At 71.3% G+C, this 25,238-nt stretch carries 21 protein-coding genes and 1 pseudogene; 10 read left to right on the top strand and 12 right to left on the bottom strand.

The genetic code is table 11. The annotated features are described in order from the left end of the window. Window positions 1-143: 143 nt before the first annotated feature. The 3 genes from ACGFNI_RS15020 to ACGFNI_RS15010 all read right to left on the bottom strand — a co-directional run bounded on the left by ACGFNI_RS15020 (window position 144) and on the right by ACGFNI_RS15010 (window position 2,726). A complete protein-coding gene (locus ACGFNI_RS15020) occupies window positions 144-932 on the bottom strand; it encodes an ECF subfamily RNA polymerase sigma factor, BldN family (RefSeq protein WP_393683833.1) in 789 nt (262 codons plus the stop codon). Window positions 933-1,294: 362 nt separating this feature from the next. Next, on the bottom strand, window positions 1,295-2,176 hold the full coding sequence (locus tag ACGFNI_RS15015; protein ID WP_393683910.1) for an HAD family hydrolase: 882 nt from the start codon (window positions 2,174-2,176) through the stop codon (window positions 1,295-1,297). 262 nt (window positions 2,177-2,438) lie between these two features. Next, entirely contained in the window at window positions 2,439-2,726 is a 288-nt protein-coding gene (locus ACGFNI_RS15010) for a glutaredoxin family protein (protein ID WP_393683831.1), read from the bottom strand. A gap of 334 nt (window positions 2,727-3,060) precedes the next feature. Between ACGFNI_RS15010 and ACGFNI_RS15005 the strand changes: the two genes are divergently transcribed. The 7 genes and pseudogenes from ACGFNI_RS15005 (at window position 3,061) to ACGFNI_RS14975 (ending at window position 10,729) form a co-directional block, all read left to right on the top strand. Then, the gene (locus tag ACGFNI_RS15005) at window positions 3,061-3,825 is read left to right on the top strand and encodes a redox-sensing transcriptional repressor Rex (protein ID WP_393683829.1); all 765 of its coding nucleotides are present in this window, start codon (window positions 3,061-3,063) and stop codon (window positions 3,823-3,825) included. After that, window positions 3,822-5,192 carry a glutamyl-tRNA reductase gene (locus ACGFNI_RS15000; protein WP_393683827.1) on the top strand — a complete coding sequence of 457 codons (1,371 nt, stop codon included), beginning with the start codon at window positions 3,822-3,824 and terminating at the stop codon, window positions 5,190-5,192. Before ACGFNI_RS15005 ends, ACGFNI_RS15000 begins: the two co-directional genes overlap by 4 nt. Then, window positions 5,189-6,166, top strand: a complete 978-nt coding sequence (gene hemC, locus ACGFNI_RS14995) for a hydroxymethylbilane synthase (protein WP_393683826.1) — start codon at window positions 5,189-5,191, stop codon at window positions 6,164-6,166. The genes ACGFNI_RS15000 and hemC overlap by 4 nt, the downstream gene beginning before the upstream one ends. Then, the gene (locus ACGFNI_RS14990) at window positions 6,163-7,821 is read left to right on the top strand and encodes a uroporphyrinogen-III synthase (protein WP_393683824.1); all 1,659 of its coding nucleotides are present in this window, start codon (window positions 6,163-6,165) and stop codon (window positions 7,819-7,821) included. The genes hemC and ACGFNI_RS14990 overlap by 4 nt, the downstream gene beginning before the upstream one ends. Next, window positions 7,818-8,813, top strand: a complete 996-nt coding sequence (gene hemB / locus ACGFNI_RS14985) for a porphobilinogen synthase (protein ID WP_393683822.1) — start codon at window positions 7,818-7,820, stop codon at window positions 8,811-8,813. The genes ACGFNI_RS14990 and hemB overlap by 4 nt, the downstream gene beginning before the upstream one ends. Window positions 8,814-9,091: 278 nt before the next feature. Then, window positions 9,092-9,382 (top strand): annotated as a pseudogene (locus ACGFNI_RS14980) (helix-turn-helix domain-containing protein); the annotation flags it as partial. 834 nt (window positions 9,383-10,216) lie between these two features. After that, entirely contained in the window at window positions 10,217-10,729 is a 513-nt protein-coding gene (locus ACGFNI_RS14975; protein ID WP_393683912.1) for a hypothetical protein, read from the top strand. Window positions 10,730-10,787: 58 nt separating this feature from the next. On the opposite strand, the gene ACGFNI_RS14970 is transcribed toward ACGFNI_RS14975, so the two are convergent. Continuing rightward, entirely contained in the window at window positions 10,788-11,540 is a 753-nt protein-coding gene (locus tag ACGFNI_RS14970; protein WP_393683821.1) for a DUF4232 domain-containing protein, read from the bottom strand. Window positions 11,541-12,169: 629 nt separating this feature from the next. Then, window positions 12,170-13,345, bottom strand: coding sequence for a YeiH family protein (locus ACGFNI_RS14965; protein WP_393683819.1), 1,176 nt, complete (start codon window positions 13,343-13,345; stop codon window positions 12,170-12,172). 87 nt (window positions 13,346-13,432) lie between these two features. Here ACGFNI_RS14965 and ACGFNI_RS14960 point away from each other — a divergent pair, with 87 nt between their 5' ends. Further along, window positions 13,433-14,380, top strand: a complete 948-nt coding sequence (locus ACGFNI_RS14960) for a LysR family transcriptional regulator (protein ID WP_393683817.1) — start codon at window positions 13,433-13,435, stop codon at window positions 14,378-14,380. A gap of 147 nt (window positions 14,381-14,527) precedes the next feature. On the opposite strand, the gene argS is transcribed toward ACGFNI_RS14960, so the two are convergent. Beyond that, window positions 14,528-16,303: an arginine--tRNA ligase gene (gene argS, locus ACGFNI_RS14955; protein WP_393683816.1), complete on the bottom strand. Its 1,776-nt coding sequence runs from the start codon at window positions 16,301-16,303 to the stop codon at window positions 14,528-14,530. A gap of 180 nt (window positions 16,304-16,483) precedes the next feature. On the opposite strand from argS, the gene lysS reads away from it, so the two are divergent. Continuing rightward, window positions 16,484-18,223: a lysine--tRNA ligase gene (gene lysS / locus ACGFNI_RS14950; protein ID WP_393683814.1), complete on the top strand. Its 1,740-nt coding sequence runs from the start codon at window positions 16,484-16,486 to the stop codon at window positions 18,221-18,223. A 121-nt stretch (window positions 18,224-18,344) separates the two neighbouring features. On the opposite strand, the gene ACGFNI_RS14945 is transcribed toward lysS, so the two are convergent. Both ACGFNI_RS14945 and ACGFNI_RS14940 read right to left on the bottom strand, forming a co-directional pair. Then, window positions 18,345-19,229 (bottom strand): DUF3558 family protein, encoded by an 885-nt coding sequence (locus ACGFNI_RS14945; protein WP_393683812.1) that lies wholly within the window; start codon window positions 19,227-19,229, stop codon window positions 18,345-18,347. 202 nt (window positions 19,230-19,431) lie between these two features. Continuing rightward, window positions 19,432-20,370 carry a hypothetical protein gene (locus tag ACGFNI_RS14940; RefSeq protein WP_393683810.1) on the bottom strand — a complete coding sequence of 313 codons (939 nt, stop codon included), beginning with the start codon at window positions 20,368-20,370 and terminating at the stop codon, window positions 19,432-19,434. Window positions 20,371-20,530: 160 nt separating this feature from the next. Between ACGFNI_RS14940 and ACGFNI_RS14935 the strand changes: the two genes are divergently transcribed. Next, window positions 20,531-21,724: an RtcB family protein gene (locus ACGFNI_RS14935; protein WP_393683809.1), complete on the top strand. Its 1,194-nt coding sequence runs from the start codon at window positions 20,531-20,533 to the stop codon at window positions 21,722-21,724. A gap of 78 nt (window positions 21,725-21,802) precedes the next feature. On the opposite strand, the gene ACGFNI_RS14930 is transcribed toward ACGFNI_RS14935, so the two are convergent. The 4 genes from ACGFNI_RS14930 to ACGFNI_RS14915 form a co-directional block, all read right to left on the bottom strand. Then, window positions 21,803-22,204 (bottom strand): peptidoglycan-binding protein, encoded by a 402-nt coding sequence (locus ACGFNI_RS14930; protein ID WP_393683808.1) that lies wholly within the window; start codon window positions 22,202-22,204, stop codon window positions 21,803-21,805. A 116-nt stretch (window positions 22,205-22,320) separates the two neighbouring features. After that, complete coding sequence (locus ACGFNI_RS14925) at window positions 22,321-23,085, bottom strand: SDR family oxidoreductase (RefSeq protein WP_393683806.1); 765 nt, start codon at window positions 23,083-23,085, stop codon at window positions 22,321-22,323. 160 nt (window positions 23,086-23,245) lie between these two features. Continuing rightward, a complete protein-coding gene (locus ACGFNI_RS14920) occupies window positions 23,246-23,581 on the bottom strand; it encodes a YnfA family protein (protein WP_393683805.1) in 336 nt (111 codons plus the stop codon). A gap of 43 nt (window positions 23,582-23,624) precedes the next feature. Then, the gene (locus tag ACGFNI_RS14915) at window positions 23,625-25,223 is read right to left on the bottom strand and encodes an FAD-dependent monooxygenase (protein ID WP_393683803.1); all 1,599 of its coding nucleotides are present in this window, start codon (window positions 25,221-25,223) and stop codon (window positions 23,625-23,627) included. Window positions 25,224-25,238 lie beyond the last annotated feature (15 nt).

Raw genomic sequence — 25,238 nt, 5'->3', positions numbered from 1 at the left:
GACAACGAGCGGCGCGGCACACGGGTTACGCACTCACGATGATCTGACCGACCGCACACAAGCGGTCACCAAACGTGGCGGAAATGCGGCGCAAAGAGGTCCGGAAAGTGAACAGGGGGGTGGGGGAGGCGGGTTGGTGGGGGTCAGCGGGCGTCTTCGGGCAGCAGCCGCGCCAGGGTGCGCACCGCGCGGTACTGGAGGGTCTTGATCGCGCCTTCGTTCTTGCCCATGACGCGGGCGGTCTCGGCGACGGACAGGCCCTGCAGGAAGCGCAGCGTCACGCATTCCTGCTGCTGGGGATTGAGCTTGCGGACCGCCTCCAGAAGGGCGGCGTTGGAGAGGGATTCGAGGACGGAGTCCTCGGGGCTGCGCTCGACCTCGTTGGCGTCGAGCATCTCGCCGGTGGTGACTTCCAGCCGGAATCGCGAGGACTTGAAGTGGTCGGCGACGAGATTGCGGGCGATGGTCACCAGCCAGGCGCCGAAGTCGCGGCCCTGCCAGGTGAAGGTGCCGATGCGGCGCAGCGCCCGGAGGAAGGTCTCGCTGGTCAGGTCTTCGGCGGTGGCCCGGCCGCCGACGCGGTAGTAGATGTAGCGGTAGACCGTGTCGGCGTACTGGTCGTAGAGGCGGCCGAAGGCTTCGGCTTCTCCGGACTGGGCGCGTTCGACGAGGTCCATCATGCGACGGCTGTCGCTGTCGGCGGGACGTCGGGCGGTGGTCGTGCCGGTGCCGGAGCGGCGCGATCTGCCGACGGGTGCGGCCTTGCCGACCGCAGCGCTCCCGTCGGCCAGGGCGTAGCAGGGGCCGGCGGGGACGGCTGAGGCGAATGCGGGGACGGCGTACGCGGTGGGGACAAAACTGCGCAGGTGGTCGACGAGTGTCGTACGCAGCGTAGCCAGGCCCGAGGCGTCAACCCCGACGTGTGGGTACACGGGACTCCCAGAGGCAGAGCTTCCATCACGTGCAGTGCGGGACCGTTCACTCGTCGTAGGGACGTGTGGGTTCCGGATTGCGTCTGAGGAGAATAACGCTTCGTATAGGCAGCGCTACACCCAGTTGTTCAAATCATCGATTACTTACGGACCGTGCCGGGTTCGTGGCAGATCAAGTATCGATTACTGAGCAACTTTTGATCGGAAGGTGACGCAATCTGCCTGGTTGGAAGGCGTGTTGTGGCTGAGCGCCAGTAACGGGACTGACGGCGGCGCGCCGGGGGTAGGCGAAAGGGATGGGCCGGACCGCCGCACGGCGATCAATCCTGGTCAGCGTGGTGGCGCGGCGGAGCGTGAGCGGGTCAGCGGCGGCGGCGCTGGAGGGCGGCGGCAGCGGCTGCGCCGCCCGCGAGGGCGCCCAGGCCGGCGGCTGCCGGGATGCCGATCCTTGCGGCCTTGCGGCCCGTTCGGTAGTCGCGCAGCCGCCATCCCTGCTCGCCCGCGTGCTTGCGCAGCCGGCTGTCGGGGTTGATCGCGTAGGGGTGGCCGACGAGCGACAGCATCGGGATGTCGTTGGCGGAGTCGCTGTAGGCGGCGCAGCGCGAGAGGTCCAGGCCCTCGGCGGCGGCGAGCGCGCGGACCGCTTCGGCCTTGGCCGGGCCGTGCAGCGGTTCGCCCACCAACTTGCCGGTGTAGACGCCGCCGACGGACTCCGCGACGGTGCCGAGCGCGCCGGTCAGGCCGAGCCTGCGGGCGATGATCGTCGCGGTTTCGACCGGGGCCGCGGTCACCAGCCAGACCTTCTGGCCCGCGTCGAGGTGGGCCTGGGCGAGCGCCCGGGTGCCGGGCCAGACGCGTTCGGCCATGTACTCGTCGTAGATCTCCTCGCCCATGGACATCAGCTCGGAGACGCGGTGGCCCTGCACGATGGACAGCGCGCTGTTGCGGACGTCGGCCATGTGCTCGGGGTTCTCCGAACCGGCCAGCCGGAAGTAGATCTGCTGCCAGGCGAAGCGGGCCAGATCGCGCTTGTGGAAGAAGTGCCGCTTGTAGAGGCCGCGGCCGAAGTGGAAGAGCGCGGCGCCCTGCATGACGGTGTTGTCGAGGTCGAAGAAGGCCGCTGCGGCCACGTCCCCGACGACCGGGAACTCGGGTTCTTCGGGTGTCTCGTCGGCGGCCTCGGCGGCCTCGGCCTCTTCCGAGGTCTTGCGGGCGGCCTCGGCGGCTGCCTCGCCGGCCAGCACGCTGCGCGCGGTGGCGGGCCGCCGGTGCCGGGAGAACCAGCCCCGGGGGGAGGAGATGCGGGAGCGGGGCCCTGCGTCGGGGTGTTCGTCGGGAGACGGGGATTGGGGGGGCGTCCCGAAGGGGTTCGTACCGGGGCGGTGGTCGGGCGACGGGAGGGCCATACCGCTAGCGTAGCCAGTTTGTTCGGTGGTTCCGGTTACGGCCTTGTGTCGGGTAACAGGTGAGCGGCCGGCGGCGGGACGGCGGTCGCGGGCGGGGGTGTCAGGCGCCCAGTGCGGTGCGCAGGCGCTTGGGGTCCACGCGCCAGAAATCGTGCTGGGCGCCGTCGACGAGGATGACCGGAATCTGCTCCCAGTACTTGTGGTGGAGGTCGGCGTCCTGGGTGATGTCCTTCTTCTCCCAGGAGGCGCCGGTCTCGGCGCAGACCGTCTCGATCACGGCCTGGGCGTTGTCGCACAGGTGGCAGCCGGGCTTCCCGATCAGGGTGACCGTGCGCTCTGCGGGGCTCTTGTGGTTGCTGCGGCTGAACATGCCGAACGAGGGGGCCATGCGGCCATTGTGCCCCGGGGCGACGCGGTGCTGAGGTGTCCCGCGGTCGACTACCATCGGTGGGCGATTTGTAGGTTTCCGGGGGCATAGCGGTGAGGAGTGAGAGCGCGTGCTCCCGTCGGCGAACCTCCGTGACCTGCGAGAAGCCGGTGAACGGCGTGACCTGGGAGTTGGTTCCGGGAAGGGCTGTAAAAGCCGCGTGACACCGGTCACTTTGGCCAGACAAAGCGGACATCATCTTTGTGCACGCGTTCACAAAGACATAGCCTGCTGTCGACAGGGCGGTCGGGTGACGCATGGCCGCCCGCAGCCCCGCTCTACCCGCAGGAGCACCGTGGCAACTGGCCGAACTCACCGACCGGCGACCCGAAGCCGAGGCATTCCCGAGGCCACCGTCGCCCGGCTACCGCTGTATCTGCGCGCGCTGACCGCGCTCTCCGAGCGCTCGGTCCCCACGGTCTCCTCCGAGGAACTCGCCGCCGCGGCGGGGGTCAACTCCGCCAAGCTGCGCAAGGACTTCTCCTACCTCGGCTCGTACGGGACGCGTGGCGTCGGGTACGACGTGGAGTATCTCGTCTACCAGATCTCGCGGGAACTCGGCCTCACCCAGGATTGGCCGGTTGTCATCGTCGGCATCGGTAATCTCGGCGCCGCGCTCGCCAATTACGGCGGCTTCGCGTCCCGCGGGTTCCGGGTCGCCGCGCTCATCGACGCCGACCCCGCCATGGCGGGAAAGCCCGTCGCCGGCATCGGGGTGCAGCACACCGACGAGCTGGAGCACATCATCGAGGACAACGGCGTCTCGATCGGCGTGATCGCGACCCCCGCGGGCGCCGCCCAGCAGGTCTGCGACCGCCTGGTCGCCGCCGGTGTCACCTCGATCCTCAACTTCGCGCCGACCGTGCTGACCGTCCCGGACGGGGTGGACGTGCGGAAGGTCGACCTGTCCATAGAACTGCAGATTCTCGCCTTCCACGAGCAGCGCAAGGCCGGGGAGGACAGCGTGCAGGACAGCGGTCCGCCGGCCCCCGCCGTCCGTGCCGCCGCAGCCGATCGCAAGGGACCTGACGGGGACGTGCCCGCCGTGATGCCGGCATGAGCCTCTTGGTTGTCGGACTGAGTCATCGCAGCGCGCCGGTGAGCGTGCTGGAGCGGGCCGCGCTGGCGCCCGATGCGCGCGGCAAGCTGCTGCAGGACACGGTGTCAGCGGAGCCCGCGAGCGAGGCTGCGGTTCTCTCCACCTGTAACCGCATCGAGCTGTACGCGGACGTGGACAAGTTCCACGCCGGGGTCGCCGAGCTGTCCACCCTGCTGGCCCGCCACGGCGGCGCCGGTCTGGAGGAGCTGACCCCTTACCTCTACGTCCACTACGAGGACCGCGCCGTCCACCACCTCTTCTCGGTGGCCTGCGGCCTGGACTCGATGGTCGTCGGCGAGGGCCAGATCCTCGGGCAGATCAAGGACGCGCTGGCCGTCGCGCAGGAACAGCACACCGCGGGACGGCTGCTCAACGACCTCTTCCAGCAGGCACTCCGGGTCGGCAAGCGCGCGCACAGCGAGACCGGCATCGACAAGGCCGGGCAGTCGCTGGTGACCTTCGGCCTCGAACAGCTCGCGGGCGGGCCGGACGTCGAGGCGTGGGCGCACGGCAAGCGGGCCCTGGTCATCGGCGCCGGATCGATGTCCTCGCTGGCCGCCACCACTCTCGTGCGGGCCGGTGTCGGCGAACTGGCGGTCGCCAACCGGACCCTGGAGCGAGCCGAGCGGCTGACGGGCATCCTCACCGAGCCGGGCGGCCCCGGTGCCGCGAACGGGCTGCGGGCCCGTGCGGTGGCGATGGACGCCGTCGGCGCGGAGCTGCCGCTCGCCGACATCGTGGTCTCCTGTACCGGCGCGACCGGTCTGGTGCTCGGCGCCGGTGCGGTCGCCGCCGCCCGCGCCGGACGTACCGCCGATCTGGCGCTGCTCGACCTCGCCATGCCGCGTGACATCGACGCCGCGGTCCACCGGATCGAGGGCGCGCATCTCGTCGACATCGAGTCGCTCGCGGACGCGTCGGCCGACGCGCCCATGGCGGCCGACGTGGACAAGGTGCGCGGCATCGTCTCCGAGGAGGTCGCCGCCTTCGGCGCGGCCCAGCGGGCGGCGCACATCACCCCCACCGTGGTCGCCCTGCGCACCATGGCGGCGGACGTCGTCGCGGGCGAGATCGCCCGGCTCGACGGCCGCCTCCCCGACCTTGACGACAAGCAACGCGCGGAGATCACCCAGACCGTGCGCCGGGTCGTCGACAAACTCCTGCACGCGCCCACCGTGCGGGTCAAGCAGCTCGCGAGCGAGCCCGGCGGCGCCGGGTACGCGGACGCGCTGCGGGAACTCTTCGACCTCGACCCCCAGACGGTCGCCGCCGTCAGCAGGGCCGATACGCGGGCCGACAGGCACGATGCAGCACGGGAGCGGGCATGACTGACAGCACTATGAGAGCCCTGAGACTGGGCACGCGGCGGAGCAAGCTCGCCATGGCCCAGTCGGGACAGGTCGCCGATGCGGTGCGCGAGCTGACGGGCCGTCCCGTCGAGCTGGTGGAGATCACCACGTACGGCGACACCTCCCGCGAGCACCTCGCGCAGATCGGCGGTACCGGCGTCTTCGTCTCCGCGCTGCGCGATGCCCTGCTCAGCGGGGAGATCGACTTCGCGGTCCACTCGCTGAAGGACCTGCCGACCGCGCAGCCCGACACCCTCACGCTGGCCGCCGTGCCGCTGCGCGAGGACCCCCGGGACGCGCTGATCGCCAGGGACGGTCTGACCTTCGAGCAGCTGCCCGACGGCGCGCGGGTGGGCACCGGCTCCCCGCGGCGGATGGCGCAGCTCAACGCCTGGGCCGCGTCGCTCGGCCGCCGGATCGAGGCGGTCCCGATACGCGGGAACATCGACACCCGGCTCGGCTTCGTCGAGACGGGCGAGCTGGACGGCGTCGTACTGGCCGCCGCCGGGCTCTCCCGGCTCGGCCGGATCGGCGAGGCGACGCAACTGCTGTCGCCCGACATGGTTTTGCCCGCCCCCGGCCAGGGGGCACTGGCGGTCGAGTGCGCCGCGTCCAACACGGACCTCGCCGCCCAGCTCGCCGGACTCGACGACCCGTTCACCCGGGCCGCCGTGACCGCCGAGCGTTCCCTGCTCGCCGCCCTGGAGGCCGGCTGCTCCGCACCTGTGGGTGCGCTGGCCGACCTGCAGGTTGACGAACAGGCTGTCACCGAAATGCGCCTGCGCGGCGTCGTCGGCACGACCGACGGCAGCGCGCTGGTGCAGCTGTCCACCACCGGGCACGTACCCGCCTCTCCCGACGACTTCACGACGCCGCAGCACATGGGCCGTGAACTCGCCGCCGAGATGCTCGCAAAGGGTGCGGCCGGTCTTATGGGGGAGCGAGCACTTTGAACCCCACCGTCCCGAACCACTCCGCCTCCGGCCAGGTCACCTTCCTCGGTGCCGGGCCGGGAGATCCCGGTCTGCTGACGCTGCGTGCTGTGGAGGCGCTGGCCCAGGCGGACGTGCTGATCGCCGACCCGCAGGTGCTGGACGTCGTACGCGTACATGCCAGGGCTCAGGTGGACACACCACTGCAGGCGGCAGCTGACGAGGCGTCAAGTCCCGTCATGCCCGCCGAAGTTTCGTCTCTGCGTGACACTGCCAATCTTGTCATGACGGCCGCACGCACCGGCAAGCGGGTCGTACGTGCCGTGGCCGGTGACCCCGGTCTGGACGGCAACGTCGCCGAGGAGATGCTGGCCTGCGCGTCCGAGGGCATCGTCTTCGAGGTCGTGCCGGGCATCGCCGCCGCCGTGGGTGTGCCCGCGTACGCCGGTGTGCCGCTGCGCGACGCCGAGGGCACCGACGTCCGCTTTGTCGACGCGCGTACCGCAGGGGACCGCTGCTGGACGGAGCTGGGCGCCAGCGACGCCACCGCGGTCGTCTCCACCACCCTCGACTCGGTGGCCGCAGCCGCCGGTGAGCTGGTGGCCGCAGGCCGCAAGCCCGACACTCCGCTCACGGTCACCATCGCGGGCACCACCACTCGGCAGCGGACCTGGACCGCGACCCTCGGGTCCGTCGCCCAGGTGCTCAAGGCCGCCAAGGTGCTGCCCTCGCCCGACGGGGGCCAGCCGGTCATAGCCGTGGTCGGTGAGCGCAGTGCCACAGCGCAGCGCGACCAGCTGTCGTGGTTCGAGTCCAAGCCGCTGTTCGGCTGGCGGGTGCTCGTGCCGCGCACGAAGGAGCAGGCCGCGTCGCTCTCCGACCAGCTCGTCTCGTACGGCGCGGTGCCGCACGAGGTCCCGACGATCGCCGTCGAGCCGCCGCGCACCCCGCAGCAGATGGAGCGGGCGGTCAAGGGCCTGGTCACAGGCCGCTACGAATGGATCGCCTTCACCTCGGTCAACGCCGTCAAGGCGGTCCGGGAGAAGTTCGAGGAATACGGCCTCGATGCGCGGGCGTTCGCCGGCATCAAGGTCGCCGCGGTCGGCGAGCAGACCGCCAAGGCGCTGATCGCCTTCGGTGTGAAGCCCGACCTGGTGCCGTCCGGCGAGCAGTCGGCGGCCGGCCTCCTGGAGGACTGGCCGCCCTACGACGCGGTCTTCGACCCGATCGACCGGGTCTTCCTGCCGCGCGCCGACATCGCCACCGAGACCCTGGTGGCCGGTCTGATCGAGCTGGGCTGGGAGGTCGACGACGTCACCGCCTACCGGACGGTGCGCGCCTCGCCGCCGCCGGCCGAGACCCGTGAGGCGATCAAGGGCGGCGGCTTCGACGCGGTGCTCTTCACCTCGTCGTCGACCGTCCGCAACCTCGTGGGCATCGCGGGCAAGCCGCACAACGTGACGGTGATCGCCTGTATCGGCCCGGCCACCGCCAAGACCGCCGAGGAGCACGGGCTGCGTGTGGACGTCATGTCGCCCGAGCCCTCGGTTCACAAACTGGCCGAAGCGCTCGCGGACTTCGGGGCGGCGCGGCGCGATGCCGCGGTGGAGGCCGGCGACCCGGTCACCCGCCCCAGCGAGCGGCGGCCCGGATCGCGTAGGAGGGCTCGCAGTTGAGCAGCAGTACGTACGGAACGTTTCCCGGAGCACGGCCGAGGCGGCTGCGCACCAGCCCCGCCATGCGGCGGATGGTCGCCGAACACCGGCTGCACCCGGCCGACTTGATCCTCCCGGCCTTCGTCCGGGAGGGCATCTCCGAGCCGGTGCCGATCTCGGCGATGCCCGGGGTCGTGCAGCACACGCGTGACTCCCTGCGGAAGGCGGCCGTCGAGGCGCTGGAGGCCGGGGTCTCGGGGATCATGCTCTACGGCGTTCCCGAGGACGCCAAGAAGGACGCCCGGGGCACGGTGGGTACCGACCCGGACGGCATCCTTCAGGTCGCCATCCGTGACGTGCGGGCCGAGGTCGGCGACGATCTCATCGTCATGTCGGACCTGTGCCTCGACGAGTTCACCGACCACGGCCACTGCGGTGTCCTGGACGCCGACGGCCGGGTCGACAACGACGCGACGCTGGAGCGCTACGCCGAGATGGCGCAGGTCCAGGCCGACGCGGGGGTCCATGTGGTGGGCCCCAGCGGCATGATGGACGGCCAGGTCGGCGTCATCCGTGACGCGCTGGACCAGACAGGCTATGAGGACGTGTCGATCCTCGCCTACACCGCGAAGTACTCGTCGGCGTTCTACGGCCCGTTCCGCGAGGCCGTCGGCTCGTCGCTCCAGGGCGACCGCAAGACGTACCAGCAGGACCCGGCCAACCTCCGTGAGTCCCTGCGTGAGCTGGCGCTCGACCTCGACGAGGGCGCCGACATGGTCATGGTCAAGCCGGGGCTGCCGTATCTCGACGTGCTGGCGAAGATCGCGGAGACGGTGGACGTGCCGGTCGCCGCGTACCAGATCTCCGGCGAGTACGCGATGATCGAGGCGGCGGCGGAGAAGGGCTGGATCGAGCGGGACCGGGCGATCCTGGAGACCCTGACCAGCATCAAGCGGGCCGGCGCCAACATGATCCTCACCTACTGGGCGACCGAGGTCGCACGGGGGCTGTGAGGGCAGGAGCGCTGCCTGAACGGGTTGGGTGGAGTGAGCCCGAGCGGGACTGAGCAAGGCTGAATGAGCTGGGCGGACGCCCGGTGGCTGCTACGGCGGTCGCCGGGCGTTCGTGCGTGCGGGGTCGGGAGCGCGGTGGGTCGGGGGCGCGGGCCGGGGCTGTGGGTGTGGCGGGGATATCCACAGGGTGGGGAGCGAGGAGTGCCGGACTGAGATCCTGGGGGCAGGGGCGGCTCTTGAGCCGGTGAAACGTGCTGGAGAGGACAGGTGGGAAGGGCATGGCGGGGAAGGACGTGTCGGGGGACGGCGCGGTGGGTGCGGGCGCGGCCGGTGGGAGTGCAGGTGCGGCCGGTGCGGGTGCGGGTGCGGGTGCGGCTGGGGATGCGGACGGATTCGCGGCGCTGCTGCGTGAGTTGAAGGACCGATCCGGGCACAGCTACGGCACGCTCGCGAAGCGGCTGCACATGAGTACGTCGACGCTGCACCGCTACTGCAACGGCGAAGCGGTGCCTGCGGATTACGCGCCCGTGGAACGACTGGCCCGGCTGTGCAAGGCGAAGCCGGACGAGCTGGTCGAGCTGCACCGCCAGTGGATCCTGGCGGACGAGGCACGCAGACGGGACCGCGAGCGGGAGCGGGCACGGGCTCGGGAGCGGGGGCGTGCGGGGGAGAGCGCGGGCTCGGGCGAGAGTGCGGGTGCGGGCGAGAGTGCGGAGGCGGGCGCGGCTGGAGGTTCCGGGGGTTCTGGGGCTGGTGGGCCGGTGGTTGGTTCGGCGGCCGGTCCTGGGGGTGGCTTCGGTGACGTCGGTGGGCCTGGCGGCTCTGGCGGGCCCGGTGGGCCCGGTGGCCCCGCGGACCTCGGTGACTCCGGCGGGCGTTCGGGGAGCGGCTCGGCTGCTGAGGTGGCCGAGGTTGCTGAGGTGTCTGATGTGGAGGCGGCCAGTGGTGGTCGCGGTGCCGGTGGTGGTGACGATGCCGACGGTCATGGGGGAAGGGCGCGGGGCAGTCGGGGGCGGCGTACGGCTTTGGTGGCTGCGGTCGTGGTGGCCGCGGTGGTGGGGTCCGCGGCGCTGGCCGTGGGGTTGGTGACGGGGGACGAGGGACGTGGGGGTGCGGACGGACGGGGGTCCGCGGCTGCGACGGGCAAGGCTCCGGACCGGGGTCCGGCCGGAAGTGGCCGCCCCGGACGGTCCGTTGAGCCGTCTCCCGAGGCGACCCGTACGGGGAGCGCTTCGCCGTCCCCGACGGGTACGGCGACGGGCGGGAAGAAAACGGGCGAGGGCGCGGACTCCGGTGCCGGGGCGGCGGATCCTGCTGGGCTGCCGCTGAGCGTCGACGTCCGGCCGTACGCCTGGGAGGGGCCGTGCAGCCAGCACTATCTCGTCGACCGCGAGCCCTCCGAGATGCGGCCTCCGCCTGCTGAACAGGACGCCCGCGGCTGGGTCGATGCCATGGGCGCGGTCTCGGCGGGCAGCCAGTTGGTGCAGTTGTCGGTGCAGGGCACGGGCGGGCGCACGGTCGTGCTGCACGCGCTGCGGGTGCGGGTGGTGGGCAAGGCGGCGCCGCCCGCGTGGACGTCGTACAGCATGGGGGTCGGGTGCGGCGGGGGCATTACCCCGAAGACGTTCGGAGTCGCTCTGGACGCGCCCCGGCCGGACGTGGAATCTGAGGGCGGTCAGGTCGATTTCCCGTACAAGGTGAGCGAGAAGGACCCCGAGGTCCTGACCGTCACCGCGCGGGCCGAGAGCCGCGACGTGCGCTGGTATCTGGAACTGGAGTGGTCCAGCGGGGAGGAGCACGGCACCCTGCGGATCGATGACAACGGCCGACCGTTCCGGACCAGCAGCCAGGCCGGGCGGCCTCAGTACGACTACCCGTTGGGCGGCAACGAGTGGATCGCCGCGCCCAAGCAGTGAGACCCGGAGTGGCGGCGCCCTGAGGGGGGATCGGGGGCGCCGCCGTTCCTGGGGCGGGTCACCAGGTCAGGGCGTCCGCGGCCGAGGTCTGCCAGTAGGTGACCCACGCCGAGCTGTCGGTGTGTATGCCGCCCTTGGGCAGGGTGAGGTTCGCGGCGGGGCCGGTCGAGCCCTCGCCCGACTTGTCGGCGAAGAGGACGCCGAGCTTGTGGGCGGTGTAGCCGCTGTTGCCGCTGCCGTCCGCCGACTCGGTCATGATGCCCGCGTAGGCCGACTCCCCGGGCTTCAGCGTCGTCACGGCCTGCGGCTGGCTCTCCTTCAGGATGGTGGTCGCGGACTGGCCCTCGTCCCAGCGGAGGTACGGGGCGTAGAGGGCGTCGCACGGCTTGGATCCCGTGTTGGTGGCGGTGAGCAGCAGGTGGTTGATGGGGCGGGAGACCTTGGCGACGGTCACCTTGACGTTGGCTCCGGTGCAGGGGGTGATGGCCGGGAGGCCGTCCGCCCCGTCGTTGGAGCCGTGCTGCCGCGGGCCGCTCTTGACGGTGGCCTCGCCGCCTGAGGTACCCGATGCGCCCGAGGCGGAGGCGTTCGAGGGGTGGCTGCCCTGGGAGTGGGTGTCGGAGCCCTTCCCGCTGTCCTTCTCGCCGGCGTTCGCTGCGCCGTTCCGGCCGTCGGCCGACGTCTGGGTGGAGGCGACCGGGGCCTGGCTGCCGGTGTCCTTGGTGTCGTTCTGGCATGCGGTCAGGGAGAGGGCGGCGGTGAGCACGGCGGCGGAGGCGAGGACGCGGGTGGCGCTGCGGGTGATGCGCATGACGGCTGGTCTCATTTCTTTCAGGTGCGGTCGGTCGGTGCGGCGGGCACCGGCTGTGCGAGCGGCGGCGTGGAGGGTTCGTGCGTCAGCCATGGCCGACGAGGAGCAGGAAGATCGTCGTGATCGAGAGGACGAGTGCGGTCAGGGCCAGTGCGTCCGGGAGAACGTCGCGGCGGAGTCGGAAGGGGATCCGTCGCACGGTGTCTCCCGGTTCGTAGCGGTCGGTCGGGACCGGTCGAGGCCGGTCGGTGGTTGCAGGAACGAGCTTGCTGCGCGGCTCGTCCCGCCCGCCACAGCCGGCCGGGCAATTGGGACGCTCGAACGCTCACACCCTGTCTGACCTGCTGGAATGCCTCTTGCCTGGAACGCCGGGCCGGGACGCGGCACCGTCCCATCGGCCGTTTCGGAACGCCGATGGGAGAGCGGGAACGGACCGGGGAGGGGGAGCGGGGAAGGGGTACGCGTGTGCGGGGAGGCGCGGGAGGGCGTACGGGAAGGCGGGGGAACGCACGAGCGAGGGCCTGCACCGGATTCCTCCGGTGCAGGCCCTCGGCCCGTTCCCCCCACGGCCCACGCCCGCGCACCCCTCGCGGCCGTCGCCCGTGGCTCTCCCTGGATCAGGTCAACGATCAGGTGAACAGCGCGATCCCCGCGAACGACACCGCGGCGGCCAGGACCGTCGAGGCAGCGCCCAGCACGACCGCCCGGCCGCCGGTGCGTATCAGCGATACGAGGTGGACGGACGTGCCGAGCCCGAAGAGCGCGCCCGCCAGCAGCAGCGTGGTCAGCGTCTGGGCCGCGTCGAGGACGGAAGCGGGCAGCACTCCCGAGCTGCGCACGCCGACCATGGCGATGAAGCCGAGCACGAACAGCGGGACCAGCGGCGGACGCTTGCCGCTGCCGTCCACCGCACCCCGGCGCCGGCGCACGATGCCGTAGCCCGCGATCAGCGGGGCGAGCAGCACCACGCGGGTCAGCTTTACGACGGTCGCGACGGCGAGCGCGGCCGGTCCTGCGACCGACGCGGTGGCGACCACCTGGGCGACCTCGTGGACGCTGGCGCCCGCCCAGATGCCGAACGAGGTGTCCGACATGCCCAGCGGGTGCTGCAGCAGCGGCAGCAGGAGGATCGCGAGGCTGCCGAAGATCGTCACCAGCGCGACGCCGGTGGCCAGGTCCTCCTCCTCGCTGTCGCTGACCGCGTCCATCGCGGCGGCGGCCGACGCGCCGCAGATGGAGAAGCCGGTGGAGACCAGCAGCGTGGTGCCCGGCCGGGTGCCCAGCTTCCGGCCGAGCCACATGGTGCCGGCGAAGGTGCACGCCACCGTGAGAACGACGACCAGCAGCACGCCGGGGTCGAGCTGCAGGACCTGGGAGAGGGCGAGTTGGAGGCCGAGGAAGACCACGCCGATGCGCAGCAGTTTCTTGGTGGCGAGCTTGGCGCCCGGCAGCACGCGGTCGCTGAGCAGGCCGAGGTTGCGGGCCACCGCGCCCAGCAGCACCGCGATGGTCAGGGCGCTGATCGCGGGCACGAACTGGTTCAGCAGGTAGGACACGGCGACGCCGACCACGACGACGGCGAGCCCCGGGCCGTGCTCGGCGAGGAACCCCGGGCGGGCCGTCCCGTCGTCACGGGCGGCGGTCCCGGGGCCGCCCGCGCCGGCACCCGCGTCCCCTTCGCCTCCGGGGCCTTCGCCCCCGGGGAGATCGGCCGCGGCGGCATCGGCACCGGGACCGGCGTCTTCCGTGCGGGGGGAGGCGATCGGCGGCTCTACTGGGCGGGCGGTCCCGTCGGTGGGCTTCATACCTCGATCGTCGGAGCGGCCGTGCGCGCGCGGTAGCCGTCAACGCTCTATGCACCCATAGACTCCCTCTATGGGAAGGACATGCCTATGAGGACGGATCTGCGGTCGCTGGAGATGCTGCTCGCGGTGGCCGAGCACGGCAGCATCGGTGCCGCCGCGCGGTCCCTTGACGTCCAGCAGCCGTCGGTGACCGACCGGCTCCAGCGGCTCGAACGCCACCTGGGGCTCTCCCTGGTGGAGCGGTCCCCGCGCGGCTCCCGCCTCACACCGGAAGGGGTGGCGGTCGCCGACTGGGCCCGCGAAGTCCTCAACGCTTCCGACCAGTTGGAGGCGGGGGTGGCCGCGCTGCGCCGCAGCCACGACAGTCAGCTGCGGGTCTCCGCGAGCCTGACGGTCGCCGAGTACCTGCTGCCCCGCTGGCTGGCCGACCTGCGGCTGCGCTCACCGGACACCGGGGTCGCGCTGCGGATGTGCAACTCCGAACAGGTGGCCCTGGACGTCCTGCACGGCGACGCCGACCTCGGGTTCATCGAAGGGCCGCGCACCACCCGTGGCCTGCACGCGCGGGTGGTCGCGGTCGACGACCTCGTCATCGTCGTGGCTCCCGGCCACCCCTGGGCCCGCCGGCGCCGTCCGCTGAGCGTGACGGAGCTGGCCGACGCGCCGCTGATCGTCAGGGAGAAGGGTTCGGGCACCCGCGACACGCTCGATCACGCCCTGGTGCGGGCCGGTGCCCACCGGACGGCCACCCCGCGTCTCGAACTCGGCTCCACGGGGGCGATCAAGGCCGCCGTCCTGACCGGCCAGGGCGTGGGGGTGCTCAGCAGGTTCGCCATCAGCGACGACATCCGGGGCGCCCGGCTGCGCGAGGTGGCGGTTGACGACGTCGATCTGCGTCGCAGGCTGCGGGCGATCTGGCGGTCCGGCACCCACCTGGCGGGCCCGGCGGCCGAACTCACCGCGTGCGCCGTGCAGTCGAGCTGGAGCGGCGCGGGAGCGGCCGGCGGCGACGCGCGCCCGGCGCCCGGCCGCTGAGGAACGCCCGCAGGCGCGCCCGCCAGAAAGGCACGCAGGAAGGCACGCAGGAAGGCACGCAGGAAGGCGTACAGAAGGGCCCGCAGAAAAGCGTGAAAGTCCCGCCAAGCGCCGTGCGCCGGGCAGGACTTCACGAAAAATCCCTGGTCAGAGCCGCTCGGGCGTACGGATTCCGAGCAGCGCCAGACCCTGGTGCAGGGTGCGCGCCGTGAGGTCGCAGAGGAAGAGGCGGTTGGCGACCTGGTCGGCGCCGCCCTCGGCCTTCAGGACCGGGCACTGGTCGTAGAAGGTCGTGTAGAGGGACGCGAGGTGGTAGAGGTACGCGGCCACCTTGTGCGGCTCGTACCCGGCGGCGGCCTCGGCCAGCATCTCGCCGAACTGGTCGAGGTGCAGGCCCAGCGCCCGCTCGGCCGGGGCAAGTGCCAGCTCCGGGTGCGCGACGGGCTCCGCCTCGCCCCGCAGCCGCAGGATCGAGCGGATACGGGCGTACGCGTACTGGATGTACACGGAGGTGTCGCCGTTCAGCGAGACCATCTGGTCCAGGTCGAACTTGTAGTCGCGGCCCGCGGACGTGGAGAGGTCCGCGTACTTGACCGCGCCGATGCCGATCTGGACGCCGTTGGCGGCGATCTCCTCGTCGGTGAGGGCGACCTTGTCGTTGTTCTTCTCGCGCACGACCGCCGTCGCCCGCTCGATCGCCTCGTCGAGGAGGTCCACCAGACGCACCGTCTCGCCCTCACGGGTCTTGAACGGCTTGCCGTCCTTGCCCAGGACCGTGCCGAAGGCCAGCTGGACCGCTTCGGTCTTGTCGTTCAGCCAGCCGGCCCGGCGCGCGGTCTCGAAGACCATCTTGAAGTGCAGCGACTGCCGGACGTCGACGACGTAGAGCAGGGTCTCGGCGCCGAGGTTCTGGACGCGGTCGCGGATCGCGGACAGGTCGGTCGCTGCGTAGCCGTAGCCGCCGTTGGACTTCTTGACGATCAGCGGCACCGGATTGCCGTCCGGGCCCTTGACGTCGTCGAAGAAGACGCACAGCGCACCATCGGAGCGGACCGCGACACCGGTCTCCTCCAGGATGCGGCAGGTCTCCTCCAGCATGGCGTTGTAGCCGGACTCACCGACCACGTCCTGGTCCTTGATGTCCATGTCGAGCTTGTTGAAGACCGAGTAGAAGTAGATCTTCGACTCGTCGACGAACCGCCGCCACAGGGCCAGCGTCTCCTCGTCGCCCGCCTGGAGGTCGACGACCCGGGCCCTGGCCCGCTCCTTGAACTCCGGGTCCGCGTCGAACAGGGCACGCGACGCCTTGTAGAGGCGCCCGAGGTTGGTCATGGCCTCCTCGCCGGAGACCTCGCCGCCCTTGTGGTCCAGCTCGTGCGGGTGCTCGGTGAGGTACTGGATGAGCATGCCGAACTGGGTGCCCCAGTCGCCGATGTGGTGGCGCCTGATCACCTTTTCGCCGGTGAACTCCAGGATCTCCACCATCGCCGCGCCGATCACCGCGGACCGCAGGTGGCCGACGTGCATCTCCTTGGCGACGTTCGGCTGCGCGTAGTCGATGACGGTCGTACCGGGACGGTCGGCGTACGGCACGCCCAGGCGGTCGTCGGCGGCGCGGGCGGCCAGGGTCGAGATGATCGCCTCGTCCGCGACGGTGATGTTGAGGAAGCCGGGCCCGGAGACCTCGATCTCCTTGATCACGGCGCCCTCACCGGTGGCGATGCCTGCCACGACCTGTCCTGCCAGCTCCCGCGGGTTGCCCTTGAGCTTCTTCGCCAGCGCCAGCATGCCGTTGGCCTGGAAGTCGGCCCGGTCGCTTCGTCGCAGCAACGGGTCCGCGGCGCCGGCCTCCGGCAGGGCTGCCGAGAGGGCGTCCGCGACGCGCTGGTTGACCGAAGCTGCGAGGGAAGTGACCGGGGTCATGAAGTCAGGCCGTTCCGTTGGAGTGGAAAGGGTTTGCCAACGAGTATCCCACGGCGGCGCCAGCCGATTTCCGTCTGGGACAATGGCACCGTCAGGCTGCCGCCTGCCGTACGACTGCACGGCGCAGGGCGAGCCGACCGGAAAGCATTCGGGAAGCATCAGGTAGAGGAAGGGCCGATCGTGGCTCAGCAGAGCACCGAGACCGACTGGGTCTCCAGGTTCGCGGACGAGGTCATTGCCGAGGCGGAGCGCCGCGCCCCCGGCAAATCCGGCGCCGACGCGCCGGTGATCGTCTGCGCCTCGGGTCTGAGCCCGTCCGGCCCGATCCACCTCGGCAACCTCCGCGAGGTCATGACCCCGCACCTCGTCGCCGACGAGATCCGCCGCCGCGGCTACGCCTGCGAGCACATCCTGAGCTGGGACGACTACGACCGGTACCGCAAGGTCCCGGCCGGCATCGACCCGTCCTGGGCCGAGCACATCGGCAAGCCGCTGACCTCCGTGCCGGCCCCGCCCGGCAGCCCGTACGGCAGCTGGGCCGAGCACTACAAGGCCGCCATGGAGGAGTCGCTGCGCGAGCTGGGTGTCGAGTACCGCGGCATCAGCCAGACCGAGCAGTACACCTCGGGCGCCTACCGCGAGCAGGTGCTGCACGCGATGAAGCACCGCGCCGACATCGACGCCGTGTTGGACCGCTACCGCACCAAGGACAAGCCGAACGCCGGCAAGAAGCAGCAGAAGCCGGTCGAGGCCGCCGAGCTGGAGGCCGCCGAGGGCTCCGGCGCGGCGAGCGAGGACGACGGCAGCGCGGGCGGCTCCGGCTACTTCCCGTACAAGCCGTACTGCACGGTCTGCGAGAAGGACCTCACCACCGTCACCTCGTACGACGACGAGACCACCGAGCTGGCCTACGACTGCACCGCCTGCGGCCACTCCGAGACCGTCCTGCTGAGCGGGTTCGACCACGGCAAGCTCGTCTGGAAGGTCGACTGGCCGATGCGCTGGGCCTACGAGGGCGTGCTCTTCGAGCCCAGCGGCGTGGACCACTCCTCGCCCGGCTCGTCCTTCGTCGTCGGCGGACAGATCGTCCGCGAGGTCTTCGACGGCGCGCAGCCGATCGGTCCGATGTACGCCTTCGTCGGTATCAGCGGCATGGCCAAGATGTCCTCGTCCAAGGGCGGAGTGCCCACCCCGGGCGACGCCCTGAAGATCATGGAGGCGCCGCTGCTGCGCTGGCTGTACGCCCGCCGCCGGCCCAACCAGTCCTTCAAGATCGCCTTCGACCAGGAGATCCAGCGGCTCTACGACGAGTGGGATGCCCTGGAGCGGAAGATCGCGGACGGCTCGGCGCAGCCCGCCGACGTCGCCGCCCACCGCCGTGCCATCGGCACCGCCGCGGGCGAACTGCCCACCACCCCGCGCCCGTTGCCGTACCGCACGCTCGCCTCCGTCATGGACATCACCGCGGGCCACGACGAGCAGACGCTGCGCATCCTGGGCGAGCTGGACCCGGAGCAGCCGGTCACCGCGCTCGACGAGACCCGTCCGCGGCTCGACAAGGCCGAGTACTGGATCACCACCCAGGTCCCGGCCGAAGCGCGCACCATCGTCCGCGACGAGCCGGACAAGGAACTCCTCGGCTCCCTCGACGAGCAGGCGCGCGGCTCGCTGCGGCTGCTGCTCGACGGCCTGGACGAGCACTGGTCCCTGGACGGTCTTACCACCCTGGTCTACGGCGTCCCGAAGATCCAGGCGGGCCTGGCACCGGACGCCAAGCCGACGCCGGAGCTGAAGGTCGCCCAGCGGGCGTTCTTCGCGCTGCTCTACAACCTGCTGGTCGGCAAGGACACCGGGCCGCGGCTGCCCACCCTGCTGCTGGCGGTCGGCGCCGAGCGGGTGCGCAGGCTGCTCGGCGGCTGAGCGGCACGGCGCCACGCCCGGCGGGGTGGTGAGCGCGCCGTGACAACGGGTTCGGCCCCGGGGACGAGGATCCCCGGGGCCGAACCCGTTTCGCCACAGCCAGGAGGCGCGGTGCCCCCCGTCAGCTGTCGCTCTTGCCGTCCTTGCCCTTGTCGTCGCCGGACTTGGTGTCCCCGGACTTGGTGTCCTTGGACTTGTCGTCCTTGGCGTCCTTGCCCTTGTCGTCGCTCTTGGTGTCCTTGGGCGCGGTGCTCTTGCCGGCGTCGGCCTTCGGGCTCTCGGCCTTGGCGCCGTTGGCGGTGGCCGCCGCGTTGACGGCTTCCCCTGCGGCCTTCTGGGCGTCCTTGAGGAGGTCGTCGCGCTTGGGGGTGTCGCCGCCGGCCAGACCCGCGCCGTTGTAGTTCACCGTGACGACGATGTTCGCGGTACGGGCGACGATCGTCTGGTTCTTGTAGTCGTTGCCCTTGTTCTTGATGTCGTAGGTCACCGAGGTCGCCTCGTCGCCGACGCCGTCGACCGCGGCGGTCTTGACGTTCTTGGCGTCCTTGGTGCCCTTCGCCAGGTCGACCTGCTTGGTGTAGAAGCCGGTGGCGCGCTTCTCACCGGTGGCGCCCACCGAGGTCTCGGAGTCGTAGCGCTTGAAGCTGACGTCCAGCCAGCGGAACTGGCTGCCGTCGACGCCCTCGGACTTCGAGCTGTACCAGGAGCAGGAGCCGCTGGCGTCGGTGTCCGTCGACTTGCCCTTCTCGCCGGACGCGTCCTTCACCTTGGGCAGCAGGTCCTTCATGGTGTCCTGCGAGAACGCCTTGCACGGGTCGGGCAGCGTCTTGTACTTCGCCGGCGAGATGCTCGGCGAGCTCGTGCCCGAGCCCGACGTGCTCGGCGCGGCCGACTTCGAGGCGTCGGATGCGTCCTTCGAGCCGGAGTCGGAGCAGCCGGCGACGAGCATCACCGGTACGGCTGCGCAGGCGATGATGCTGGCGAGTCGCTTGGATGAACGGTGCATGGTTCCTTCGCTGTTCGTCGTCGTTGTTCCGGCACACCCGGGTCCGGATCATGGAATCCGTCCCGGGGCATGCGGCGGCAAGGCTAGACGGCACGCTACGCGGCGGCACACGGCGCGCGCCCGATACGCGTCATGACGGACGGTGCGAACCGGGCCATCCACGCCAGACGGTCAATTGACGCATTCGACGCGAAAGCGGACGTTATTCGCTGAGGGTGTCGGCCAGTTCGGTCGCCAGCGCATGGGCCTTGTCCTGCAGTTCCTGGCTTTCGGGCACCCGCGTCTTGTCCGTCGACCACTGGTCGTAGGTGAGCGTCACGATGACGTTCGACGTGCGGAACACCACAGTGATGTCGCGGTGCACTCCGGAGTCCGCCGTGGCCAGCGCGTCGTCCAGGAAGGCGGCGTCGCCGAGGTCGTCGAGGGTGCGCGAGGCCGTCGACGGGTCGGGTGTATGGCCCGCGGCCGACGGGCTCGCGGATTTCGACGCCGACGGGCTGCTCGTGCCGTCCGTCGCGGCCTTGCCGTCCTGCCGGGCGGCGTTCGCGTCGACGTCCTTACCTACGCCCTTGTCCGCCGCCTTGCCCTTGTCCTTCTCCTTGCCGTCCTTCTCCTCGTCGCCGTCCTTCGACGCGCTCTCGGACGCGGACGGGGACGGCGTCGCCGACGGGGTGTCGCCGTCGGCCGGGATGCCGGCGGCCAGCTCCTTCTTGGTGTAGATCTCCTTTGCCCGGTCGTCGTCGCTGACGGTGGAGTCGTAGGAGACCACCCGCTGGATGTCGAGCGTGAGGTGGCGGGTGCCCGCCGTGGTCTCGCGCTTCCAGTGGCAGCCGACGCGGCGGTCCGTGTTGTACGTGACGTCGGCCTGGCCGGCGTAGATCTTCTCGGCCTCCTGGGCCGACAAGTGCTGGCCGTCGCCGGGCAGCATGCCGCGCACGGTGCTGCGGACGGGCAGCCGGCACGCCTCGGGGAGGGTCTGGTACTTGCCGGGTTCGGCGACCTGGGTGGAGGCCGCCGCGCCCCCCTTCGCGTCGTCGGAGCCGCCGCCTGCCGTGGAGCCACCGGAACAGCCGGTGATGCCGACGGCCAGGGCCGCGGCTGCCACCAGAGCGGCACCGGGTACGAACGATTTGCGCTGCATCGTCCGTGGCTCCTTCCTGCGAAAACTGGTTGCCGCCGGGTGGCGGGCGATGGACACAATGTGTACCGCACGTCGTGCCGCACACGCCGGTTCACCGTCCAGCATCGGGTGACTTGTCCGCGTTTTGCGTTCTATGTCTTTTCGGGGGAATGAGGAAGTTATGTCGTACACCGAAGTGCCCGGTGCGCAGGTACCGATCCGGATGTGGGCGGACCCCGCCACGGTCGAGGGCGTGGCGATGCAGCAGCTGCGCAACGTCGCGACGCTGCCGTGGATCAAGGGCCTGGCCGTGATGCCGGACGTGCACTACGGCAAGGGCGCCACGGTCGGCTCGGTGATCGCGATGCACGGCGCGGTCTGCCCCGCGGCGGTCGGTGTCGACATCGGCTGCGGCATGAGCGCCGTCAAGACCTCGCTCACCGCCGACGACCTGCCCGACGACCTCTCCCGCCTCCGCTCCAAGATCGAAGAGGCCATTCCGGTCGGCCGCGCCATGCACGACGACCCGGTCAGGCCGGGCGCGCTGCACGGCTACCCGACCTCCGGCTGGGACGACTTCTGGGCCCGGTTCGACGGCGTCGCCGAAGCGGTCAAGTTCCGGCAGGACCGGGCCACGAAGCAGATGGGGTCGCTCGGGTCGGGCAACCACTTCATCGAGTTCTGCCTCGACGACACCGGCGCGGTCTGGCTGATGCTGCACTCCGGTTCCCGCAACATCGGCAAGGAACTCGCCGACTTCCACATCGGGCAGGCGCAGAAGCTGCCGCACAACCAGGGCCTCGTCGACCGTGACCTCGCCGTCTTCATCGCGGACACCCCGCAGATGGCGGCGTACCGCAACGACCTGTTCTGGGCCCAGGAGTACGCCAGGCACAACCGCGCGGTCATGATGGCGCTCTTCCAGGACGTCGTCCGCAAGGAGTTCAGGAAGGCCAGGCCGGTGTTCGAGCCGGTGATCTCCTGCCACCACAACTACGTGGCGGAGGAGCGGTACGACGGCATGGACCTGCTGGTGACCCGGAAGGGTGCGATCCGGGCGGGCAGCGGCGAGTACGGCATCATCCCGGGCTCGATGGGCACCGGCTCGTACATCGTCAAGGGCCTCGGCAACGCCGCGTCCTTCAACTCCGCCTCGCACGGCGCCGGGCGGAAGATGAGCCGGAACGCCGCGAAGAAGCGCTTCTCCACGAAGGACCTGGCGGAGCAGACGGCGGGTGTGGAGTGCCGCAAGGACTCCGGTGTGGTCGATGAGATCCCGGGGGCCTACAAGCCGATCGAGAAGGTCATCGATCAGCAGCGCGACCTGGTGGAGGTTGTCGCCAAGCTCAAGCAGGTCGTCTGCGTCAAGGGCTGAGCCGCCGGGGCGGTCCGGAACGGCCGTAAGGGCCGGACCCGTGGAGGTCCGGCCCTTACGGGTCGAGGCGGTTGCGGGTCAGGCCGGTGCGGAGCCGGCGTAGAGGGCGTTCCAGGTTTCGGGGGTGACGGAGCCGTCGGGCAGCAGGTCGTGGTTCCGCTGGAAATTGACCACGGCCACCAGGGTGTCGGCGTCGAACGCGCCGCTGAGGCGGTTCCAGCCGAGGTAGTGGCGGTTGGCCAGCAGGCACTGCAACTGCGAGACGCGGTCGCCCTGGTCGCCGAAGGCGAGGGACTGCCGGCCTTCGGAGAACGCGCAGGCGGCGGGGCCGTCGACGAGGTTGTCACCCATCGCGGCGAAGGCCGGAGAGGCGAACAGGCCGGTGGTCAGCACGCCCGCGGCGGCGGCCAGGACGGCGGCACGCTTGACGGTCCTGCCGGACCTGCGGAAACGGGGGAGAGGGATACGGAAAGTACTCACGTTCCTCCCCGTTCCCCGTGTCCGCACTTTCATGTGACCGGAAACCAACCGATGTTGATCTTCTGTCGTGTCTCCCGCACCGCCCGGTCGGGGTCCGGCCGCCGCCCGGCGCACCGTCAGAGTTCGCGGTGCACCTTGGAGTTGGACGCCTGGGCGCGCGGGCGCACCACGAGCAGGTCGATGTTGACGTGGGACGGCCGGGTGACGGCCCAGGCGATGGTGTCCGCGACGTCGTCGGCCTCCAGCGGTGCGGCCACGCCCTCGTAGACCTTCGCGGCCTTGGCGCTGTCGCCGCGGAAGCGGGTGGTCGCGAACTCCTCGGTCCTGACCATGCCGGGGGCGATCTCGATGACGCGCACGGGCCGGCCGCACAGCTCCAGGCGAAGGGTCTCGGCGATGACGTGCGCACCGTGCTTGGCGGCGACGTAGCCACCGCCGCCCTCGTACGTGGCGAGGCCGGCGGTGGAGGACAGCACGACGACGGTGCCGTCGCCCGACGCGGTGAGCGCGGGCAGCAGTGCCTGCGTGGTGTTGAGCGTGCCGAGCACGTTGACCTCGTACATCGCGCGCCAGTCGGCCGGGTCGCCGGTGGCCACCGGGTCGGCTCCGATGGCGCCGCCCGCGTTGTTGACGAGCACGTCGCAGCGGTCGAGGGACGCGGCGAACGCGTCGACGGCGGCGCGGTCGGTCACGTCGAGGGGGTACGCCTCGGCGTGCGGCAGGGAGGCGGCCAGTTCCTCGATGCGTTCCGTGCGGCGGGCGGTGAGCACCACGCGGTAACCGGCGGCGGACAGTTGCCGTGCGGTGGCGGCACCGATGCCACTGCTGGCTCCGGTGACGACAGCGGTACGGGCGTCGGCGGGACGGGCCTCGGCGGTCATGCGCTCTCCTCGGGACGGTGGGGTCGTGCGCGGGCGCGGGGCCGGCCTGCCCGGCGCTCCGGTGACGCCGCCGCGGGCGGCATGCCGGGCGGCATCGCCGTACGGCGATGCCGCGGTGCGCGGCCGGTCCGCGATACCGCGCCAGGATATGCAGGCGCGGTCAGCGGCCCCGCGGGGCGTACATGATCACGGCCATGCCGGCCAGGCAGATCAGGGCGCCGATGACGTCCCACCGGTCGGGGCGGTAGCCGTCGGCGACCATGCCCCAGGCCAGCGAGCCGGCGACGAACACCCCGCCGTACGCGGCGAGGATGCGGCCGAATTCGGCGTCCGGCTGGAGCGTGGCCGCGAAGCCGTAGACGCCCAGCGCGATCACCCCGGCACCGATCCACAGCCAGCCCTTGTGCTCGCGCACCCCCTGCCAGACCAGCCACGCCCCGCCGATCTCGAAGAGCGCAGCGAGGACGAAGAGGGCGATGGACCGGGTGACGAGCATGCGGCCAGCCTAAGGGCGTACTCGGAGGGCCCGGCGGCTGCCGTCACCCTCCCGTCGGGCTGCCCGTCCAGCGGTCAAGGGCGCTGCGCAGGGCCGCCGCCCGTGCGCGGGGATCGCGGGTGTCGTCGGCCCAGGCTATGTAGCCGTCGGGCCGCACGAGCACGGCGGTGCGCCGGTCTCCGGCCCAGGAGGCGTGTGCCACACGGTCGTTGGGCCGCTGCGTCGCCGTCTCGGCGGCGGGGGTGATGAGGACGAAGCGGCCGTGGCGCAGGAGTTCGTAGAGCCGGGTGGAGTCGGCGAGGCGGATGTCGGGGGCGCGGCGGCCGGCCAGGGGATGGGCGCTGCGCCCGGCGGGGTAGGCGATGCCGATGCCGGAGACGGTGCCCAGGGCGCGCCGGGACAGTGGCGGGAAGCGGCTGATGAGCTGGGCGCCGGCCGTGCGGAGGGCGCGTCGGGCAGGGCTGTGCAGCAGGGCGAGCCGGAGGAGGGAGCCGCTGCTGCGCAGCACCATCCTGCCGACCGGATGACGCTCGGCGTGATAGCTGTCCAACAGGGCGTCGGGCGCCCGGCCTTGGAGTACGGCGGCGAGCTTCCAGCTGAGGTTGGCGGCGTCCTGGAGCCCAGTGTTCATCCCCTGGCCGCCGGCCGGGGAGTGCACATGCGCCGCGTCACCGGCGAGGAAGACCCGGCCCACGCGGTAGTCGGGCACCTGCCGCTCGTCGCTGTGGAAGCGGGAGATCCAGCGGGCGTCGTGCATACCGTAGTCCGTGCCGAGGGCGAGGCGGGTGAGCTCGCGGATCTCGTCCAGGCCGACGGGGGCGGTGTCGGCTGCCTGGCGGCGGGGGTTCCAGCCCGCGACGCGGTACCAGCCGTCGCCGAACGTGCCGATGAGGGCGGTGGCGTCGGCGGTGGAGTTCATGAGGAAGGGGGCCGCGGGGGCCCGCTCCAGCCGTACGTCGGCAAGGATCAGGGAGCGGATGACGGAGCGGCCGGGGAAGGGCAGGCCGAGGGTTTCCCTGACCGTGCTGCGGACGCCGTCGGTGCCGACGAGGTAGGCGGCCCGCTCGCTGCGGGTGCCATCGGCGTCCTGGAAGCGCGCCGTCACCCCCTCGGCGTCCTGGTCGAACCCCAGCAGCTCCGAGCCGTACCGGATGACGGCGCCTGCCTCCCTGGCCCGGCGCGCCAGCAGCCTTTCCACCTCGAACTGCGGGGTGACCAGGACGAACGGGAACCGGGAGCGGAGCCGGGTCGGATGGAGAGTGACGTTGCCGAAGATCTGCATCCGGGTCAACGGGTGGCCGCCGGCGACCAGTTCGTCGGCCAGTCCGCGGTTGTCGAGCTGCTCCAGGGTGCGGGCGTGCACCACCAGGGCGCGGCTGAGATTGCTGGTGCTCTCGGCGCGGCGCTCCAGGAGCGTGACGCCGAGGCCGGATTCGGCGAGGTCGCCCGCGAGCAGCAGGCCCGTCGGGCCGGCGCCGATGACGAGGACGTCGGTCCGGCCCGCGCCGCCCGGACCCGCGGCCGGCTCGGTGGACGGGCTGGTGGACGGGGCGCTGGACGGGGCGCTGGACGGGGCGGCGCCCGAGGCGTGTCCCGGGTTGCTCAGGTCGGTGGTGCCGGACTTGCGGTGCGTGGCCCTCATGGCCGCCTCCTGTGC

Origin of the sequence: Streptomyces sp. NPDC048644 (assembly GCF_043199105.1) — a bacterium.
Taxonomy (GTDB): domain Bacteria; phylum Actinomycetota; class Actinomycetes; order Streptomycetales; family Streptomycetaceae; genus Streptomyces.
This window is presented reverse-complemented; position numbering and strand designations above follow the sequence as displayed.

What these genes read in the sequence shown, in the direction of transcription:
- argS (WP_393683816.1), bottom strand. Translation starts at nt 16,303, where the DNA reads ATGACCCCGGTCACTTCCCTCGCAGCTTCGGTCAACCAGCGCGTCGCG.
- ACGFNI_RS14945 (WP_393683812.1), bottom strand. Translation starts at nt 19,229, where the DNA reads ATGCACCGTTCATCCAAGCGACTCGCCAGCATCATCGCCTGCGCAGCC.
- ACGFNI_RS14970 (WP_393683821.1), bottom strand. Translation starts at nt 11,540, where the DNA reads ATGCGCATCACCCGCAGCGCCACCCGCGTCCTCGCCTCCGCCGCCGTG.
- ACGFNI_RS14915 (WP_393683803.1), bottom strand. Translation starts at nt 25,223, where the DNA reads ATGAGGGCCACGCACCGCAAGTCCGGCACCACCGACCTGAGCAACCCG.
- ACGFNI_RS15010 (WP_393683831.1), bottom strand. Translation starts at nt 2,726, where the DNA reads ATGGCCCCCTCGTTCGGCATGTTCAGCCGCAGCAACCACAAGAGCCCC.
- ACGFNI_RS14960 (WP_393683817.1), top strand. Translation starts at nt 13,433, where the DNA reads ATGAGGACGGATCTGCGGTCGCTGGAGATGCTGCTCGCGGTGGCCGAG.
- ACGFNI_RS14975 (WP_393683912.1), top strand. Translation starts at nt 10,217, where the DNA reads ATGCGGCCTCCGCCTGCTGAACAGGACGCCCGCGGCTGGGTCGATGCC.
- hemC (WP_393683826.1), top strand. Translation starts at nt 5,189, where the DNA reads ATGACTGACAGCACTATGAGAGCCCTGAGACTGGGCACGCGGCGGAGC.
- ACGFNI_RS14965 (WP_393683819.1), bottom strand. Translation starts at nt 13,345, where the DNA reads ATGAAGCCCACCGACGGGACCGCCCGCCCAGTAGAGCCGCCGATCGCC.
- ACGFNI_RS14935 (WP_393683809.1), top strand. Translation starts at nt 20,531, where the DNA reads ATGTCGTACACCGAAGTGCCCGGTGCGCAGGTACCGATCCGGATGTGG.
- ACGFNI_RS14925 (WP_393683806.1), bottom strand. Translation starts at nt 23,085, where the DNA reads ATGACCGCCGAGGCCCGTCCCGCCGACGCCCGTACCGCTGTCGTCACC.
- ACGFNI_RS15000 (WP_393683827.1), top strand. Translation starts at nt 3,822, where the DNA reads ATGAGCCTCTTGGTTGTCGGACTGAGTCATCGCAGCGCGCCGGTGAGC.
- ACGFNI_RS14920 (WP_393683805.1), bottom strand. Translation starts at nt 23,581, where the DNA reads ATGCTCGTCACCCGGTCCATCGCCCTCTTCGTCCTCGCTGCGCTCTTC.
- ACGFNI_RS14940 (WP_393683810.1), bottom strand. Translation starts at nt 20,370, where the DNA reads ATGCAGCGCAAATCGTTCGTACCCGGTGCCGCTCTGGTGGCAGCCGCG.